The sequence below is a fragment of the Cupriavidus sp. GW823-FHT07B10 genome (assembly GCF_058794355.1).
This window is the reverse complement of sequence record NZ_JBXAGS010000018.1, coordinates 46,220-63,535: the sequence shown is the minus strand read 5'-3', so window position 1 is coordinate 63,535 and position 17,316 is coordinate 46,220. Positions and strand designations below refer to the sequence as shown.

Below are 17,316 nucleotides of genomic sequence, written 5' to 3'. Positions count from 1 at the left end.
GTTGGTGCGCGCGGCCACCGAGCAGCGCGCCGGCCAACAGTATTGTTGAGAAATATCGAAAAACCCGCGCCGGCCGGTGGCGGCGATTGTTGCATAGCAAAAAACAGGGGGGTGCGCCAGTGGTATCCTTGCCCGTTCCGGTGCCGCTGCGGATTGTCGGTCGAGCATTGCTCCCGCCACGCGATCGCACCCGGGCAAAGTCCGGCCAGCCCGCACAGCCACCCCTGCGCGCGCGAAGCGCAACTGTAGCGCAGCCGCAGGGACCGCCGCGACCTTTTGCATAAACGGGGCCGCCGCGGAGTTGTAACGGGATGTGTCGATCCGAGTGTGACCATCACTCCGGGCGTGTGACGGCCCCATCTGCCCGCTGGCCAGGCTTTGCAAGGATTCCTTCCCTTCCTTCCCTTTACGAATCTGGAGTCTGCAGTATGAACCACCCCACGATGCAAGGTACGGCGCCCGTCAATGCGCCGGCCTGGGTCAAGCACCCCAAGCTGGTGGCCTGGGTCGCGGAAATCGCCGCCCTGACCAAGCCTGACAATATCCATTGGTGCGACGGCTCCCAGGAAGAATACGACCGCCTGTGCGAGCAGATGGTCGCCGCCGGCACCATGAAGCGGCTGAACCCGGCCAAGCGCAAGAATTCCTTCCTGGCACTGTCGGACCCCTCGGACGTGGCGCGGGTGGAAGATCGCACCTTTATCTGCTCTGAAAAGCAGGAAGACGCCGGCCCCACCAACAACTGGACCGCACCCGCCGAGATGCGCCAGACGCTGAACGGCCTGTTCGACGGCTGCATGCGCGGCCGCACGCTGTATGTGGTGCCGTTCTCGATGGGCCCGCTGGGTTCGCCGATCGCCCATATTGGCGTGGAACTGTCCGATTCGCCGTATGTGGCGGTCAATATGCGCATCATGACGCGCATGGGCCGCGCGGTGTACGACGTGCTGGGCAGCAACGGCGAGTTCGTGCCGTGCGTGCACACCGTGGGCAAGCCGCTGGCCGCCGGCGAGCAGGACGTGGCCTGGCCGTGCAATCCGACCAAGTACATCGTCCATTTCCCGGAAACGCGCGAGATCTGGTCGTTCGGCTCCGGCTACGGCGGCAACGCGTTGCTGGGCAAGAAGTGCTTTGCGCTGCGCATTGCATCGACCATGGGCCGCGATGAAGGCTGGCTGGCCGAGCACATGCTGATCCTTGGCGTGACCTCGCCCGAGGGCAAGAAATACCACGTCGCCGCCGCGTTCCCGTCGGCCTGCGGCAAGACCAACTTCGCCATGCTGATCCCGCCCAAGGGCTTCGAGGGCTGGAAGGTCACCACCATCGGCGACGACATCGCCTGGATCAAGCCGGGCCAGGACGGCCGCCTGTACGCGATCAACCCGGAAGCCGGCTACTTCGGCGTGGCCCCGGGCACCAGCGAGAAGACCAACTACAACGCGATGGCGACGCTGAAGGAAAACGTCATCTTCACCAACGTGGCGCTGACCGACGACGGCGACGTGTGGTGGGAAGGCATGACCAAGGACGCGCCGGCGCACCTGATCGACTGGCAGGGCAAGGACTGGACCCCGGAAATCGCCAAGGCCACCGGCGCCAAGGCTGCGCACCCGAACGCCCGCTTCACCGCGCCGGCATCGCAGTGCCCGTCGATCGACGACAACTGGGACAACCCGGCCGGCGTACCCATTGATGCGTTTATCTTCGGCGGCCGCCGCTCGACCACCGTGCCGCTGGTGACCGAGGCCCGCAACTGGACCGAAGGCGTCTACATGGCCGCCACCATGGGTTCGGAAACCACCGCCGCGGCCGCCGGCCAGCAGGGCGTGGTGCGCCGCGACCCGTTCGCCATGCTGCCGTTCTGCGGCTACAACATGAGCGATTACTTCGGCCACTGGCTCGAACTCGGCAAGAAGCTGGAAGCCGCGGGCGCGAAACTGCCGAGGATTTACTGCGTCAACTGGTTCCGCAAGGACGCCGACGGCAACTTCGTGTGGCCAGGCTTCGGCGAGAACATGCGCGTGCTGTCGTGGATGATCGACCGCGTGGAAGGCAAGGGGCAAGGCGCCGAGCATATGTTCGGCACTACCCCGCGCTACCAGGACCTGAACTGGAATGGCGTTGACTTCACGCCGGCGCAGTTCGCGCAGGTGACTTCAATCGACCGTGAAGCGTGGCAGCAGGAGCTGGTGCTGCATGATGAGTTGTTCACCAAGCTGCGGCATCGGCTGCCGCAGGCGCTGGCGGATGTGCGGGCGGCGCTGGGCAAGCGGCTGGAAGGCTGATCGCGCCACGGTTCGCGCAGTTCGCAATAAAGACGCCCGTCTCTGCCGAGACGGGCGTTTTTTTTATCCCGCCTCGCTATCCCCCAGCGTCTCCACTGCGTACTTCACCAACCCCGCCCGCCCCTCGATCCCCAGCTTGCGCTTCAGGTTCAGCCGGTGCGTCTCCACCGTGCGCACCGAAACCCCCAGCTGCGCCGCGATCTCCTTGTTGGCCAGGCCCCGCCCGATGCCGCGCAGGATGTCGCGCTCGCGCGGCGTGAGCGCATCGAGCGGCCCTGCGGCGGGGCTCTGCTCGGCCATGCCGCGCGCAATGCGGGCGCTGTAGAAGACCCGTCCGGCCAGCACGGACTGGATCGCCGCCATCAGCTCGTCGGCGGGCGCGTCCTTGAGCACATAGCCGCGCGCACCCGCACGCACCGCCTGGCGCACGTATTCCAGGTTGTCGTGCATCGACACGATCAGCACCGCCAGTTCCGGATAGCGGTCATGCAGCGCCGCGGCCAGGGCAATGCCGCCCATGCCGCGCATGCCGATATCGGTGATGACCAGGTCGGGCAGCTCGGCGGCACCGGCTCGGTCCAGCCACGCCAGCGCGGCCTCGCCGTCGTCGGCTTCACCGACCACGCGCAGGCCGGGCTGCAGCGCCAGATGCATGCGCATTCCGTCGCGCACCAGCGCATGGTCGTCGATCAGTAATACGCGGGCGGGCACTTCGGCGGAGTCGGCTAGCTGGGTCATGACGGCGAGGGTCCTGCTGAAACGGGATCGTGCGCAATGGCTGCGGGCCTGGCCAGCGGCAGTGAAGCGACCAGCTGGGTGCCGCCCATGCCCGAAACGATGTCGAACTGCCCGCACAGCGCGGCGATGCGCTCGCGCAGGTTGCGCAGTCCAATGCCGCGCTGCGGGTCCTCCTGCATGCGCGCCACGTCGAAGCCATGCCCGTCGTCGCGCACGGTGAGGCGCGTGGCATCGGCATCGAAGGCCAGCGCCACCACGACCCGGCGCGCGCCGGCATGGCGCTCGACGTTGGTCAAGGCTTCCTGGGCGATCCGGAACAGCGCCGTGGCCTGCTCGTCGGGCAGTTCGCGCGGGGTGCCGCTCTGAGTCACCGCAATTTCCAGCCCGCTGCCGCCCTGCATCTCGCGCGCCAGATGCTGCAGCGCGGCGTACAGGCCCAGGTCGTCGAGCAGGGCGGGGCGCAGGTTGCGCGCCACGCGGCGCACTTCATTGAACACGGTATCGAGCCGGTTCAGCGCCATGCCCAGCACCGGCGCCACCGCGGCGCCTTCGGCCGGGGCCAGGCGCAGGCGGTTGGTGGCGGTTTCCAGCACCAGCTTGACCGACACCAGCAGCTGGCTGATGCCGTCGTGCAGCTCGCGCGAGAGCCGGGCGCGCTCTTCTTCCTGCGACTGCACCACGCGCTGCGCCAGCTGGCGCAGCTTGGCGTCGGCCTCGCGGTGCTCGCTGACGTTCAGCGCCAGGCCGCTGGCGGCGACCAGCAGGATGCTGATGCCGGCAATCACGCCGATCCAGGCCATGGTCTGGCGGATATCGGTCTCGGCACGGGCATCGAGCTGGCGCAGCGTGCTTTCCACGTCATCCAGGTAGATGCCGGTGCCCACCATCCAGCCCCATTCGGGCACCGCCACCACATAGCCGAGCTTGGGCGCCAGCTGCTGCGACGAGGGCTTTCTCCACAGGTAGCGCACCGCGCCGCCACCACCCTTGGCCGCGGCAATCAGTTGCTGGATGGTCAGCGCGCCCTGCGGGTCGCGCAGCGTCCACAGGTCCTGGCCGACCAGTTCGGGCTGGCGCGGGTGCATCAGGTTGCGGCCGTGCAGGTCATACAGGAAGAAATAGCCGTCGGGGCCGTAGTCCAGCCGCGCAAGTGCCTCCATCGCGGCCTGCCGGGTGGCGGCGTCGGTGCGCCCGGAGCGCACCAGCGGCGCGATCGCGCTCTGCGCCAGTTCTACGTAGTGGCGCAGCTCGGTTTCCTTGCTCTGCAGGTAGGCGGCCTCGACCAGCGCGCGTTCATGCTGCGCGAGCTGCGTGGCCTGGAAGCGCACGGCAAGTGCGATGCCCAGCATGGCAACCGCAAGTGGCGCCACGGCTAGCAACAGGATCTTCTGGCGGAGTTTCATACGAGTGCGGGGGGACCGGGGGTAAACACCGATGCCGCGCAGGCGGCATGCCACCGTCGATTTGCGTAGTACTACGCAGAAGTGCTGCGTAGTTACGCGCTTGTGCGGGGTTTGGCGGGTGTCAATACTACACGCCGAACGCGCCGCCGCCTTAGTGGCCTGTTCCGCAGGTAACTTGCCAAGAATGAAATCGTCCAGTTGGTCGTCAGGCTAGGCGCGAGGAGGCGCCATAGCCGTAGCTATGGCAACGACGAGCAACGACGCATGGCGGCCAACTGGGCGGTTTCATGGCAAGGTACCTGCGGAACAGGACACGATCAGGGCGCATGCGCGGACGCAGCTGGTGCACCGTCCACACCCGGACGGTGCGTCGCCTGCCTGCAAGACGAGATCCGGAAACGACGACACAACCGGGCGCGCAGCAGCTATCCCAGGAGACACCCTCACCGCCGGATTGCCCCCGCTGCCCGCCCTCGGCGCACCCCCGCTGCCGATCCTGCCAGTTGCCTGTTACCAGTCTTTCGCCGCCGCAGGCTATCCATATCCCGGTCTGAGGAGACCCTTCACTATGAATCGCATCGGAGAACACCTGGTGTGGCTGGCTGTCGCCGTCCTTGGCGCGTTTGCCTTCGGCACTGTCGCGCTGGCGCGCGGCGAGGCCGTCAGCGCGCTGTGGATCGTGGTTGCCGCGCTCTGCATCTACCTGATCGCCTACCGCTACTACAGCCGCTTTATCGCCGACAAGGTGATGCAGCTCGATCCCAAACGGATGACGCCCGCGTGGCGCCATAACGACGGCCTGGACTACGTGCCGACCAACAAGGCGGTGCTGTTCGGCCACCATTTCGCCGCCATCGCCGGCGCCGGCCCGCTGGTCGGCCCGGTGCTGGCCGCGCAGATGGGCTATATGCCGGGCATGCTGTGGCTGCTCGCCGGCGTGGTGTTCGCCGGCGCGGTGCAGGACTTCATGGTGCTGTTCATCTCCACGCGCCGCGACGGCCGCTCGCTGGGCGACCTGGTCAAGTCCGAGATGGGCACGATCCCGGGCATGATCGCGCTGTTCGGCTGCTTCATGATCATGGTCATCATCCTGGCGGTGCTGGCGCTGATCGTGGTGAAGGCGCTGGCCGACTCGCCGTGGGGCACGTTCACCGTGGCGGTGACGATCCCGATCGCGCTGTTCATGGGCATCTATACGCGCTATATCCGCCCGGGCCGCATCGGCGAGGTGTCGGTGATCGGCTTCGTGCTGCTGATGCTGGCCATCATCGGCGGCCAGTACGTACACGAGAGCGCCGTGCTGGCGCCGCTGTTCACCTATGACGGCAAGGCGCTGACGTGGATGCTGATCATCTACGGCTTTATCGCCGCCGTGCTGCCAGTGTGGCTGCTGCTGGCGCCGCGCGACTACTTGTCGACCTTCCTGAAGATCGGCACCATCATCGCGCTGGCGGTCGGCATCCTGATCGTCGCCCCGGACCTGAAGATGCCGGCCTTCACGCAGTTCGCGCAAGGCGGCGGACCGGTGTGGTCGGGCAACCTGTTTCCGTTCCTCTTCATCACCATCGCCTGCGGCGCGGTGTCGGGCTTCCACGCGCTGATCTCGTCGGGCACCACGCCCAAGCTGCTGGAGAACGAGACCCACGCGCGCTTTATCGGCTACGGCGCGATGCTGGCTGAATCGTTCGTCGCGATCATGGCACTGGTAGCCGCCTCGGTGATCGAGCCGGGCGTGTACTTCGCCATGAACAGCCCGGCGGCCGTGATCGGCACCACGCCGGAAGCGGTGGCGCACGCGGTCTCGACCTGGGGCTTCGTGATCACGCCTGACGTGCTGGTGCAGACCGCCAAGGACGTCGGCGAAAACACCATCCTCTCGCGCGCCGGCGGCGCGCCGACGCTGGCCGTGGGCATCGCCCATATCCTGCACCAGGTGGTGGGCGGCCAGGCCATGATGGCGTTCTGGTACCACTTCGCCATCCTGTTCGAGGCGCTGTTCATCCTGACCGCCGTCGACGCGGGCACCCGCGCCGGCCGCTTCATGCTGCAGGACCTGCTGGGCAGCTTTATCCCGTCGATGCGCAAGACCGATTCGCTGGTCGCCAACCTGACCGCCACCGCGCTGTGCGTGGCGGCATGGGGTTACTTCCTGTACCAGGGCGTGGTCGATCCGCTGGGCGGCATCAACACGCTGTGGCCGCTGTTCGGCATCTCCAACCAGATGCTCGCCGCGGTGGCGCTGGTGCTGGGCACCTGCGTGCTGGTCAAAATGAAGCGCGGCCAGTACGCCTGGGTCACGCTGGTGCCGACCGTGTGGCTGCTGATCTGCACGCTGACCGCCGGCTGGCAGAAGCTGTTCCATGCCGACCCCAAGGTCAGCTTCCTGACCCACGCCGCCAAGTTCAGCGCCGCCATTGCCGAAGGCAAGGTGCTGGCCCCGGCCAAGTCGATGGAGCAGATGCACCGCATCGTCTTCAACGACTACCTGGACGCCGGCCTGTGCGCGCTGTTCATGCTGGTGGTGCTGTCGATCGTGTTCTACGGCTTCAAGACCGCGCTGCAGGCGCGCGCCGCGAAGCGCCCGACCGACAAGGAAACGCCGTTCGAGCCGCTGCCGGGCGCCGCCTCGGCCCAGTCCTGATACCGGAGCCCGCCATGCTGGAACAACTCGGAACGATGGGACGCTACCTGGGGCAGTCGCTCAGGCTGATGGTCGGGCTGCCCGACTACCAGACCTACGTGGCCCATATGGAAAGCACCCACCCCGACCGCGAGCCGATGAGCTACGAGGAATTCTTCCGCGAGCGCCAGGAGGCACGCTACGGCGGCGGGCAGGGCAAGTGCTGCTGAGCACACGCTGAACGCCGTCCTCCTGCGGGGCCGGCGGCATACAAAGCAGACAGGCGATCACTTGATCGCCTGTCTTTTTATCAAGTGTTGCGTGTTTACCGCGCTTTTGTAATGCACGGATACCGTTTCTGTAGCGGGTTACAGGGCTTTACAGGTAGTTACAGCAAGGGTGCGGCTCCTTCTCTACACTTGCGACACATCATGGCAATTCGAGGAAAAAAGATATGACTCGCCATCCCGTTCGCAATCTGACCATTGCCCTCGCCCTGGCGGCCTGCGCGCTGCCGGCCGTCGCGAGTGACATGAACAACGCCCTGGGCGGCGCACTCGGCGGCGTCGCCGGTGCCGCGGTGGGCGGCGCGCTGGGCGGCAGCACCGGCGCAGTGATCGGTGGTGCAGTAGGCGGCGGCGCCGGTGGCGCAGTGACCTCCAACCGCCGTGAGCGCACCGGTGCCATCATCGGCGGCGCGCTGGGTGGCGGTGCCGGCACCGCAGCTGGCAACGCCATGGGCGGTCGCACCGGTGGCCTGATCGGCGCCGGCCTGGGCGGCGGCGCGGGTGCGGCGCTGGGCGGCAATGTCTCGCGCAGCAACTCGTACGACGATGACCACCGCCGCTATTACAAGAGCAGCTACAAGCGCAAGAAGCACAAGCACCATCGCCACCACTACGACGACTAAGAAGTCGTAGTGGTCACCAAAACGGGCCGTCATGGCCCGTTTTTTATTTGCGGCGTCTGGCATAATCATTCGCCAGTGCTTGCAAAGCCGCCGGATGCAGAAACAAAGAAGCCCGCAACCGGAACCGGTGCGGGCTTTTTCTCCAATAAAGGCGGAGAGGCTGCAAGGCGCTCCCCCAAGGACCTGTGGAGACCAGGTTTGAAGCAGGCGGGGCCGCACAAGCGGAGGAAGCGGCCCCGGGATCGCGCTGCCAGAGACCGCCGGGGAGGCAGGCCTGAGGCGGCCAGGCGGCCTTACAGCGGCGCGCGATCGGTAGTGGTGTCGTACTTGCCGCCTTCGGTGTAGGTGTCGAACTTGCCGGTGCGGGCGCCATCGACGTACGGATCGAACTTGCCGGTGCGGGCGCCGTCGGTGTACGGATCGAACTTGGCTACCTTGGCGCCGTCGGTGAACACATCGAACTTGCCGTTCTTGGCAAAGGCCGGTGCGGCCGACAGGGCGGCGGCGAGGGTGGCGACAGCGATCAGGGCGTAGCGGTTGGTTTTCATGATTCAGGCTTTCTCTATTGCATGGATGCCTGAGCCGTCACTTCGACGAAAGACTATGTTGCATTGCGGCATCCGATGGCTAGATATTAGGCATTTCCCTCATATCAATAAATATCAGGATCCACAATGATTAGTTTTGATTCGAACAATAAAATAGGCTGATTACGTAAGAATTCAGCGCAGAACCGGGAGACTGTGTCATGGATCGCCTGCAATCGATGCGTGTGTTTTCCAAGGTGGTGGAACTGGGAAGCTTCGCGCGTGCAGCGCAGCAGCTGGAAATGTCCAACGCAGTGGTGACGCGCTACGTGGCCGACCTGGAGAGCCACCTGGGCACGCGCCTGCTCAACCGCACCACCCGCAGCCTGTCGCTGACCGACGCCGGCGAAACCTACCTGCAGCGCTGCCAGCAGATCCTGGAAGACGTGGAAGAAGCCGAAAGCGTGGTCACGGCGCGCAGCCAGTCGCTGTCAGGCACGCTGCGGCTGGTCACCCCGGTGATGTTCGGCCTGCACCTGCTGCCGGAATTGCTGGCGCGCTTCCAGCAGCTGTATCCGGACGTGGTGTTCGACGTGATCCTGTCGGACCGCAACGTCGATATCGTCGAGGAAGGCCGCGACGTGGCCGTGATGCTGTCCGACCTGGGCCTGGGCTCGCACCTGGTGGCGCGCCCGCTGCTGTCGGCCGAAGTGATCCTGTGCGCATCGCCGGGCTATGTGGCGGCGCACGCGCCGATCCGCCATGCCCATGAACTCAGCCACCACCGCTGCATTGCCATGCGCCTGCCCAGTGCCGAGCACGAATGGACGCTGCTGGGCCCGGAAGGCGAGGTGACCGTGCCGATCCGCCCCGGGCTGCTGTGCAGCAATGCCGAGCTGGCCCACCAGGCGGCGCTGGCCGACATGGGCGTGGCCATGCTGTCGTCCTACCTGGCGCGTCCCAATATCGAATCCGGCAAGCTGGTGCATGTGCTGCCGCAATACCAGCTGCCGCGGCGCGATGTCAGCGTGGTCTACCCGAGCCGCAAGTTCTTGCCGACCAAGGTGCGCGCCTTTATCGACTTCCTGCTCGAAGAAGGGCAGGTACGCGGCAAGGAAGCGCAGCCGGCGCCAGCCGCCAGCCACGGCGCGCAAGCCGTGCGCACCTGAGCGGCTACCTAGGCCGATCCACCCAAAGCAAAACGCCCGGCGATGCCGGGCGTTTTGCCGTGACGCGCTGACGCTTACTCGCCGGCGGCCGCCGCGCGCGACTTCTTGGCCGCGGCGGTCTTGGCGGGGGCCTTCTTGGCTGCCGCCTTCTTGGCCGGTGCCTTGGTGGCCGGAGCCTTGGCGGCTGGCGTCTTGGCCGCGGTCTTCGCTGCCGTCTTGGTTGCCGGCGCCGCCTCGGCCGTGCCATTCGATGCCGCCTTGGCCGTGGTCTTCGCCGCCGTCTTGGCGCCCGCCTTGGGCTCGCGCGCCTCGAACTCGAAGCCGATCTTGCCGTCCGGCTGCTTGACCAGGAAGGCCTTGAAGTTGCGGCCGGTGCGCGACGACTTGAACCCCGTCAGCAGGTCGGTCTTGCCGTCGGTGAGCAGCTTGCCGATCTGCTCGCGGCTGATTTCCTGCTGCAGGATGATCTTGCCGGTGGTGAAGTCGCAGCTCTTGGGGCTGGTCGCGCTGTTCTCGCAGACGTACTTCATGCCGTGCTCGAACACCGAGCCGCCGCACTTCGGACAGGTGCCCACCGGCTCCTGGCCGCTGAAGTCGACCGGCTCGCCGTCGTTGTCGTCGTCGTTCTGGCCGAAGTCGAATTCCATTTTGTAATGGCCTTCGTCGTCCTTGCCCAGCTTGAGGATGGCGGCGAACGGACGGCCCATCTTGCTGCGGAAACCCTGCAGCGGACCGATTTCCTTCTTCAGCAGCAGTTCTTCGACCTCTTCGATCTCGAACTGGCGCCCGCCCGGGATCTTGCTGATCGAGAACTCGCACGCGGTGCAGGCAAAGCGGCGGTAGTTCTCCTTGACCTGTCCGCCGCATTGCGGGCACGGCGTGTCCAGCGTGGCGTAGTCGCCCGGGATGGTGTCGCTGTCGTATTCCTTGGCGCGCTTGACGATCTGCTGGGTCATCTGCGCGATCTCAAGCATGAACTCGTCGCGCTTCAGGCGCCCGCGCTCGATCTGCGAGAGCTTGTGTTCCCACTCGCCGGTCAGCTCGGCCTGCGTCAGTTCCTGCACGCCCAGGCCGCGCAGCAGCGTCATCAGCTGGAACGCCTTGGCAGTCGGAATCAGCTCGCGGCCTTCGCGCACCAGGTATTTTTCCGTCAGCAGGCCTTCGATGATGGCCGCGCGCGTCGCCGGCGTGCCCAGGCCCTTGCCGGCCATGGCCTCGCGCAGCGCGTCGTCGTCCACCAGCTTGCCGGCGCCTTCCATCGCCGACAGCAGCGTGGCTTCGTTGTAGCGCGCGGGCGGCTTGGTGGTCAGGCCGACGCTCTCGACCTTGTCGGTCTTGACCTTCTCGTCCTTGGCCACCGGCACCAGGTTGGCGGCATCCTTGTCGCCCTGCGCCTCGCGGCCGTAGATCACCAGCCAGCCCGGGTTGACCAGCACCTTGCCTTCGGTCTTGAAGTGGTGGCCGGCGACTTCCGTGATGCGGGTGGTGACCTGGAACTCGGCCGCCGGGAAGAACACCGCCAGGAAGCGGCGCACTACCAGGTCGTACAGCTTCTGCTCCGGTTCGGACAGGTTCTTTGGCGCCTGCAGCGTCGGGATGATGGCGAAGTGGTCGCTGATCTTGCTGTTGTCGAAGATCTTCTTGTTCGGCTTGACCCAGCCCTGCGCCAGAATCTTCTTGGCGTGCGGCAGGTAGTTGGGCGAGCTGTCGGCCAGCATGTCCATGGTCTGCTTGACCGTGTCCAGGTAGTCCTCGGGCAGCGCGCGCGCATCGGTACGCGGGTAGGTCAGGACCTTGTGCTTTTCATACAGCGCCTGCGCCAGGCCGAGCGTGTTCTTGGCCGAGAAGCCGAAGCGCGAGTTGGCCTCGCGCTGCAGCGTGGTCAGGTCGAACAGCGCCGGCGACTGCTGCGTCGACGGCTTGGATTCCTCGGTGACGGTGCCCGGCTTGTCGCGGCAGGCGGCGACGATGCTCTTGGCCTCGGCCTCGCTCCACAGGCGCGATTCGCGCGCCTCGGGATCGAACTCGCTCTTCTTGAACTTGGGGTCGAACCAGCGGCCTTCATACAGGCCGGCGGCGGCGATGAACTCGGCCCGCACTTCCCAGTAGTCGCGCGGCACGAAGTGCTTGATCTTCTCTTCACGCTCCACCACGATCGACAGCGTCGGCGTCTGCACGCGGCCCACGGTGGTCAGGAAGAAGCCACCGCCCTTGCTGTTGAAGGCGGTCATGGCGCGGGTGCCGTTGATGCCGACCAGCCAGTCGGCCTCGGAGCGGCAACGCGCGGCGTCGGCCAGCGGCAGCATGTCTTCGTCTTCGCGCAGGCTGGCGAAGCCATCGCGGATCGCCTGCTGCGTCATCGACTGCAGCCACAGCCGGCGCACCGGCTGCTTGGCCTTGGCCTGTTGCGCGATCAGCCGGAAGATCAGTTCGCCTTCGCGTCCCGCGTCACAGGCGTTGATCAGGGCGGTGACGTCCTTGCGCTTGATCAGCCGGTTCAGCACCTTCAGGCGCGACTCGGTCTTGGCGATCGGGCGCAGGTCGAAATGCGGCGGGATCACCGGCAGGTTGGCGAAGCTCCACTTGCCGCGCTTGACCTCGTATTCGTCCGGCGCGGCGATCTCGACCAGGTGGCCGACGGCGGAGGACAGCACGTAGTCGTCGCTCTCGAAATACTCGTCGTGCTTGGTAAACCCCCCGAGGGCACGGGCGATATCCGCCGCGACCGACGGTTTTTCCGCGATGATGAGGGCTTTTGACATGGGAAGGGTCCTTGCGAGCTGCATCCGGCAACCCGCGAATTGCACTACAAACGAAGTAATCAGAACGCCGGGGGGCTATGAGGCGCCAATAATAAGCGCGCTTTCAACGGCGGTGCAAGCAAGCCCCGCCGCCGACCCTGTCGCCGCCTAGGCGGCGCTGCTCCCCCCGGCAAGCAACCAGTCCAGCACCTGCGGCACGTCTTCGGCACTCGCCGGCATCGCCGCACCGCGGCTCAGCATGCGTTCCAGCACCTCGATGTGCGGCAGCAGGGTGCCATAGAACTGGGGCGTGCCGCCCGACGCAGGCTGCACCAGCAGCGTCGGGAAATTCTCAATATCGATATCGCCAAGCGCATCCGCGTGCGTCTCGATGTCGATCCAGACGAAGCAATCCTCCGGATGACGCGAGGCCAGCGCGGTCAGCGCCGCCAGGTAGTCCCGGCACGTGCCGCACCACTGCGCGCACAGGCAGGCCACCAGGCGGCCCTGCGGCCGCGCTGCCAGGCACCCGGCAATGGCGCCTGCGTCACGTTCTGGAAAGTAAACGGTCATGGCATCGGAAACATGAGGCGCCCGCGGCACGCGGGCTGCCGGCGATTGTATCGGTATTGCGCTGCGGCTCACCCAAGCCGCCGAAACACGTTTCCCGGTAGACGCTCGGCGTGCCCGGCCAGTTCCAGTTCCAGCAGGCGCGCCGCGACGGCTTCCGGCGGCTGGCCGCTGCGCTCGCACAGCGCATCCAGCGTAACCGGATCGTAGCCGAGAGCGGCCAGCAGGGGGTCGGCGTGGCCGGCAAAGTCAGAAAGATCTGGTTGCTCCGGTACGGATGCGGGAACGCGCGCGGCAGCGGGGCGGGCAGGTGCCGGCAGCAGGTTGATCTCTTCCAGCACATCCTCCACGCGCTCCACCAGCTTCGCTCCCTGGCGGATCAGCAGGTGGCAGCCGGCTGACAGCGGCGCGTGGATCGAGCCCGGCACCGCAAATACCTCGCGCCCCAGGTCGGCCGCCAGCCGTGCGGTGATCAGCGAGCCCGAGCGCGCCGCGGCCTCCACCACCAGCACCCCGCGTGCCAGGGCGGCGATGATACGGTTGCGGCGCGGGAAGTTGGCGGGCAGGCCCTGCATGCCGAGCGGGAATTCGGTGACGATCGCGCCGCGCGCGGCCACTTCGTGGGCCAGCGCCAGGTTCTCGGCCGGATAGACCCGGTCGGCCCCCGTACCCGTAACAGCGACGGTACCGCCGCAACCCTGCAGCCCGCCGGCATGGGCGGCGGCATCGACGCCCAGCGCCAGCCCCGAGACCACCGCCAGCCCCGACTCGGACAGCGCCCGCCCGAAGGCCTGCGCATCGCGCTTGCCCTGCTCGGTGGCGCCACGCGCGCCGACGATGGCCACCGCAGGACGCGCCAGCAGCGCGGGATCGCCCTTGATATATAGCAGCGGCGGCGGGTCGGGCAGGTCGAACAGGCGGGCAGGGTAGGCGTCGTCGCCAAACGTGACCACGTGGTTGCCGGGCGTGCCGAGCCAGGCGAGGGTGCGTTCGACCAGTGCCGGCAGCCCGGTGCCGGGCCTGGCCAGCACCGCGCGGGCGTGTTTCTTGGGGACGACGGACGACAGCGCTGCCACGCTCTGCGCCAGGATCTGCTGCGGCAACCCGAATGCGGTCAGCAGCAGGCGCACCGTGACCGGGCCGACCCCGGGCGCGCAGGCGAGCTGCAGCCACGCCTTCAGCTCGTCGGGATCGCGCGTGGTGAGCTGCCGGGCAGCGCCGGCATGGCAAAGAGAAGCGGCGGCCGCCAGGGCCGCCTGCGATGTCGCCAAGACCGGCTCAGCGCGGCGAGGTCGCCCGGTCGCCGACCGCGATCACGTTGGAGGCGTCGGTGACCAGCGCATACGACACCCCCGGGAACACGCGGAAGACAAAGGCCAGGCCGTAGCGCTCGTCGGGCAGGCGGATGGCGCGGTTGCTGTCGGTCTTGTCGGCGACGGTCTCGCCAGTGCGCGACAGCGCCAGCACATGCCCGGGCTCCACCCCGGCCTGGCTGCCGAGGTTGAGCACCACCACCTGCTTGGCGCCGCCGAACTCGACCCCGCCATAGACCTTGGCCACGCGGCCGTCGAGTTGCGTATCGGGCGCGTGCGGCACATAGCGCGCCGCTTCGCGCGCGGGCTGCGGCATCAGCAGCGTGCCCACGCCCATTTCCTGCCTGGCCTGCGTGACCTGCATGGTCGAGACCGCATCCGGGCCCTGCGCAGCGCGCGCCAGGCGCACGTTGCCTTCGTATTCGGCCTCGTAGCCGAGCACGGCATTGGAGACGGGGTCGCGCACCGGGGTGACCGGACGGTAGGCCTGCCAGTCGCTGCCTTGCGGCGCGTCGGCGGGGATGCCGCGCGCGTAGCCGGTATCGTCGCGGCCAAGGATGACGCGCGACTCGGACACGGCGACGATGCGTGCCGAGGTGGCCAGCGTATCCTGGTCGACCACCAGCGGGCGGATCAGGAAAGGCTCGATATCGGAAGACGCGATGCTCAGGATGGCGGCGCCGTCGGCGGCGTTGCCGCGTATCTGCGGCGACAGGCGCACCGTGCCGCTGCCGGCGGGCGTGGTCGACAGCCAGGCGCGGCCGTCGCGCTGGATCAGGTACAGGATCTGTCCCGGATAGATCAGGTGCGGGTTGCGGATCTGTTGCCGGTTCATGCCCCATAGCTCAGGCCAGCGCCATGGCTGGCGCAGGAAGCGGCCCGAGATCCCCCACAGCGTGTCACCCGTGCGCACGGTGTACTGCGACGGCGCATTGGCAGCCAGGTCTGAAACGGGGATGCCCTGTTGGGCCGTGCGCTGGGCTTCGGCCTGCTGCGCCGGCGTGACCGTCAGGTCCGCAGCCAGGGCCGGAAGCGCGGCCGCCGCAGTGAAGCCGGCGGCACTCAGCAACGCATAGGCAAGCTTAGGGATGAACGCGTGCAGCCTGCGGCCCGACGCCGCCTGGTGTTCTTTGGTAAGATCGCGCATTTTCCTGACCGGCCGGTGGTTTCGGCCGGATTGACCCGGGAGAGCGTGCCTGTTTCGGCGCGCCTTGAATTTTTGTACTTGCGCCCCGATTCTGCATGTAAACACCCGCCGCCGCAACGCGGCCCGGTTGCCGGCAGCAGCCGGCGTTGCGCCTGAGCATCATGGCAAAACTCGATATCCTGACCTACCCCGATCCCCGTCTGCACACCGTTGCCAAACCCGTTGCGGCAGTGGACGACCGCATCCGCCAGCTGGTGAAGGACATGGCTGAAACCATGTACGAAGCGCCCGGCATCGGGCTGGCCGCCACACAGGTCAACGTGCATGAGCAGGTGGTGGTGATCGACGTCTCGGAAACGCGCGACCAGCTCCAGGTCTTTATCAACCCGGAGATCGTCTGGGCCAGCGACAACCGAAAGGTGTGGGAAGAGGGCTGCCTGTCGGTGCCCGAGGTCTATGACCGCGTCGAGCGCCCCGACCGGGTGCGCGTGCGCGCGCTCAACGAGAAGGGCGAGAGCTTCGAGCTCGAAGCAGACGACCTGCTGGCCGTCTGCATCCAGCATGAGATCGATCACCTGCGCGGCAAGGTCTTTGTCGAATACCTGTCGCCGCTCAAGCTCAACCGCATCAAGAGCAAGCTGCAGAAGCGCGAGCGCACCCGCATGTAAGCGGCGCCCTGCCACAAAGATGTAACAGCCCGCCCGGATTCCCGCCGCCAGCGCGCGGCACCCGCGCGGGGTCTGTTATCTTTATGACTTCCGAAGAACAAAAGAACCGGCCGCGATAGCGGCCGGTCCTGTTTCAGGCCACGGAACCTGCCATGTCCCAAGCCAGACCCCTGCGTGTTGCCTTTGCCGGCACGCCCGAGTTCGCGCGCGTCGCGCTGGAAGCCATCCACGCCGCCGGTTTTCCCATCGTGGCGGTGCTGACGCAGCCTGACCGCCCCGCCGGCCGCGGCCTGCAGCTGCACGCCAGCCCGGTGAAGCAGTTCGCCGCCGCCAGCGGCCTTGGGCCAGTGCTGCAGCCGCGCTCGCTGCGCCGCCAGGGCAAGTACCCGGAAGACGCCGCCGCGGCCATCGACGCGCTCGCCGGCACTGCGCCCGACGTGATGGTGGTGGCCGCCTACGGCCTGATCCTGCCGGCCGAGGTGCTGGCCCTGCCGCGCCTGGGCTGCCTGAATATCCACGGCTCGCTGCTGCCGCGCTGGCGCGGCGCGGCGCCGATCCACCGCGCCATCGAGGCGGGCGATGCCGAGACCGGCATCACGCTGATGCAGATGGACGAAGGCCTGGACACCGGCGACATGCTCACGCGCGCGGCCGTGCCGATCGGCCCGGACGACACCACCGGCACGCTGCACGACACGCTGGCCGCGCTGGGCGCGCGCATGACCGTGGCAGCGCTGCAGGAGCTCGCCGCCGGCCGCGCGCTGGCCGCCACGCCGCAGCCGGCCGAAGGCGTCACCTACGCCGAGAAGATCGCCAAGGACGAGGCCCCGCTGGACCTGCGCCGCCCGGCCGCGGCGCTGGCCAACCAGGTGCGCGCGTTCAACCCCTTCCCGGGCGCGACGGTGCAGGTCGGCGATACCGTGATCAAGTGCTGGCAGGCCGTGCCGCTGGCCGCCGCCAGCAGCCTGCCGCATCCGCCCGGCACAGTGCTGGCGGCCGACGCCGCCGGCGTCCTCATCGCCTGCGGCGAGGGCAGCGCACTGCAGGTCACCGAGCTGCAGAAGCCGGGCGGGCGCCGCCAGCCGGCGCAGCAGTTCCTGCAGGCCCTGCCGCTGCCGCCGGGCACGCGCTGCGCGGTACCCGGCAACGGCGCCGCGCAGGCATGATCGGACGGGCCTTGGCCGCACATGGCGGCATAAGTGCCGGCGGCACCGCCCCGGCCGGC

14 protein-coding genes are annotated in these 17,316 nt (G+C 67.3%); 7 read left to right on the top strand and 7 right to left on the bottom strand.

The window, feature by feature from the left end; genetic code table 11:
* Positions 1-428: 428 nt before the first annotated feature.
* Positions 429-2,285, top strand: coding sequence for a phosphoenolpyruvate carboxykinase (GTP) (locus AC1Q6V_RS27840; RefSeq protein WP_454750860.1), 1,857 nt, complete (start codon positions 429-431; stop codon positions 2,283-2,285).
* A 63-nt stretch (positions 2,286-2,348) separates the two neighbouring features.
* On the opposite strand, the gene AC1Q6V_RS27835 is transcribed toward AC1Q6V_RS27840, so the two are convergent.
* Both AC1Q6V_RS27835 and AC1Q6V_RS27830 read right to left on the bottom strand, forming a co-directional pair.
* Positions 2,349-3,023 carry a response regulator gene (locus AC1Q6V_RS27835; protein ID WP_010811336.1) on the bottom strand — a complete coding sequence of 225 codons (675 nt, stop codon included), beginning with the start codon at positions 3,021-3,023 and terminating at the stop codon, positions 2,349-2,351.
* Positions 3,020-4,426, bottom strand: coding sequence for a cache domain-containing protein (locus tag AC1Q6V_RS27830; RefSeq protein WP_010811335.1), 1,407 nt, complete (start codon positions 4,424-4,426; stop codon positions 3,020-3,022). Before AC1Q6V_RS27830 ends, AC1Q6V_RS27835 begins: the two co-directional genes overlap by 4 nt.
* Positions 4,427-4,994: 568 nt before the next feature.
* Here AC1Q6V_RS27830 and AC1Q6V_RS27825 point away from each other — a divergent pair.
* From AC1Q6V_RS27825 to AC1Q6V_RS27815, 3 genes are all read left to right on the top strand, one after another.
* Positions 4,995-7,067 (top strand): carbon starvation CstA family protein, encoded by a 2,073-nt coding sequence (locus AC1Q6V_RS27825; RefSeq protein ID WP_010811334.1) that lies wholly within the window; start codon positions 4,995-4,997, stop codon positions 7,065-7,067.
* Between the two features lie 14 nt (positions 7,068-7,081).
* The gene (locus AC1Q6V_RS27820) at positions 7,082-7,276 is read left to right on the top strand and encodes a YbdD/YjiX family protein (protein WP_010811333.1); all 195 of its coding nucleotides are present in this window, start codon (positions 7,082-7,084) and stop codon (positions 7,274-7,276) included.
* Positions 7,277-7,500: 224 nt separating this feature from the next.
* A complete protein-coding gene (locus AC1Q6V_RS27815) occupies positions 7,501-7,956 on the top strand; it encodes a YMGG-like glycine zipper-containing protein (protein ID WP_010811332.1) in 456 nt (151 codons plus the stop codon).
* Between the two features lie 293 nt (positions 7,957-8,249).
* Here the strand turns inward: AC1Q6V_RS27815 and AC1Q6V_RS27810 are convergent, their stop codons facing one another.
* Positions 8,250-8,504: a hypothetical protein gene (locus AC1Q6V_RS27810; protein ID WP_010811331.1), complete on the bottom strand. Its 255-nt coding sequence runs from the start codon at positions 8,502-8,504 to the stop codon at positions 8,250-8,252.
* Positions 8,505-8,704: 200 nt separating this feature from the next.
* Here AC1Q6V_RS27810 and AC1Q6V_RS27805 point away from each other — a divergent pair, with 200 nt between their 5' ends.
* On the top strand, positions 8,705-9,652 hold the full coding sequence (locus AC1Q6V_RS27805) for a LysR family transcriptional regulator (protein ID WP_010811330.1): 948 nt from the start codon (positions 8,705-8,707) through the stop codon (positions 9,650-9,652).
* Positions 9,653-9,726: 74 nt separating this feature from the next.
* Here AC1Q6V_RS27805 and AC1Q6V_RS27800 read toward each other — a convergent pair whose 3' ends face one another.
* The 4 genes from AC1Q6V_RS27800 to AC1Q6V_RS27785 form a co-directional block, all read right to left on the bottom strand.
* On the bottom strand, positions 9,727-12,414 hold the full coding sequence (locus AC1Q6V_RS27800; RefSeq protein WP_439671087.1) for a DNA topoisomerase III: 2,688 nt from the start codon (positions 12,412-12,414) through the stop codon (positions 9,727-9,729).
* Positions 12,415-12,561: 147 nt separating this feature from the next.
* On the bottom strand, positions 12,562-12,966 hold the full coding sequence (locus AC1Q6V_RS27795) for a thioredoxin family protein (RefSeq protein ID WP_011616267.1): 405 nt from the start codon (positions 12,964-12,966) through the stop codon (positions 12,562-12,564).
* 68 nt (positions 12,967-13,034) lie between these two features.
* Complete coding sequence (gene dprA / locus AC1Q6V_RS27790; protein WP_011616266.1) at positions 13,035-14,234, bottom strand: DNA-processing protein DprA; 1,200 nt, start codon at positions 14,232-14,234, stop codon at positions 13,035-13,037.
* Positions 14,235-14,241: 7 nt separating this feature from the next.
* Positions 14,242-15,423: a LysM peptidoglycan-binding domain-containing protein gene (locus AC1Q6V_RS27785; protein WP_439668415.1), complete on the bottom strand. Its 1,182-nt coding sequence runs from the start codon at positions 15,421-15,423 to the stop codon at positions 14,242-14,244.
* A 161-nt stretch (positions 15,424-15,584) separates the two neighbouring features.
* On the opposite strand from AC1Q6V_RS27785, the gene def reads away from it, so the two are divergent.
* Together def and fmt are read left to right on the top strand one after the other, a co-directional pair.
* On the top strand, positions 15,585-16,091 hold the full coding sequence (gene def / locus AC1Q6V_RS27780) for a peptide deformylase (protein ID WP_010811325.1): 507 nt from the start codon (positions 15,585-15,587) through the stop codon (positions 16,089-16,091).
* Between the two features lie 152 nt (positions 16,092-16,243).
* The gene (gene fmt / locus AC1Q6V_RS27775; protein ID WP_010811324.1) at positions 16,244-17,257 is read left to right on the top strand and encodes a methionyl-tRNA formyltransferase; all 1,014 of its coding nucleotides are present in this window, start codon (positions 16,244-16,246) and stop codon (positions 17,255-17,257) included.
* Positions 17,258-17,316 lie beyond the last annotated feature (59 nt).

Coding starts and splice junctions, on each gene's coding strand:
- AC1Q6V_RS27830 (WP_010811335.1), bottom strand. CDS start 4,426: ATGAAACTCCGCCAGAAGATCCTGTTGCTAGCCGTGGCGCCACTTGCG.
- AC1Q6V_RS27805 (WP_010811330.1), top strand. CDS start 8,705: ATGGATCGCCTGCAATCGATGCGTGTGTTTTCCAAGGTGGTGGAACTG.
- AC1Q6V_RS27785 (WP_439668415.1), bottom strand. CDS start 15,423: ATGCGCGATCTTACCAAAGAACACCAGGCGGCGTCGGGCCGCAGGCTG.
- def (WP_010811325.1), top strand. CDS start 15,585: ATGGCAAAACTCGATATCCTGACCTACCCCGATCCCCGTCTGCACACC.
- AC1Q6V_RS27840 (WP_454750860.1), top strand. CDS start 429: ATGAACCACCCCACGATGCAAGGTACGGCGCCCGTCAATGCGCCGGCC.
- AC1Q6V_RS27810 (WP_010811331.1), bottom strand. CDS start 8,504: ATGAAAACCAACCGCTACGCCCTGATCGCTGTCGCCACCCTCGCCGCC.
- AC1Q6V_RS27800 (WP_439671087.1), bottom strand. CDS start 12,414: ATGTCAAAAGCCCTCATCATCGCGGAAAAACCGTCGGTCGCGGCGGAT.
- fmt (WP_010811324.1), top strand. CDS start 16,244: ATGTCCCAAGCCAGACCCCTGCGTGTTGCCTTTGCCGGCACGCCCGAG.
- AC1Q6V_RS27820 (WP_010811333.1), top strand. CDS start 7,082: ATGCTGGAACAACTCGGAACGATGGGACGCTACCTGGGGCAGTCGCTC.
- AC1Q6V_RS27815 (WP_010811332.1), top strand. CDS start 7,501: ATGACTCGCCATCCCGTTCGCAATCTGACCATTGCCCTCGCCCTGGCG.
- AC1Q6V_RS27795 (WP_011616267.1), bottom strand. CDS start 12,966: ATGACCGTTTACTTTCCAGAACGTGACGCAGGCGCCATTGCCGGGTGC.
- AC1Q6V_RS27835 (WP_010811336.1), bottom strand. CDS start 3,023: ATGACCCAGCTAGCCGACTCCGCCGAAGTGCCCGCCCGCGTATTACTG.
- AC1Q6V_RS27825 (WP_010811334.1), top strand. CDS start 4,995: ATGAATCGCATCGGAGAACACCTGGTGTGGCTGGCTGTCGCCGTCCTT.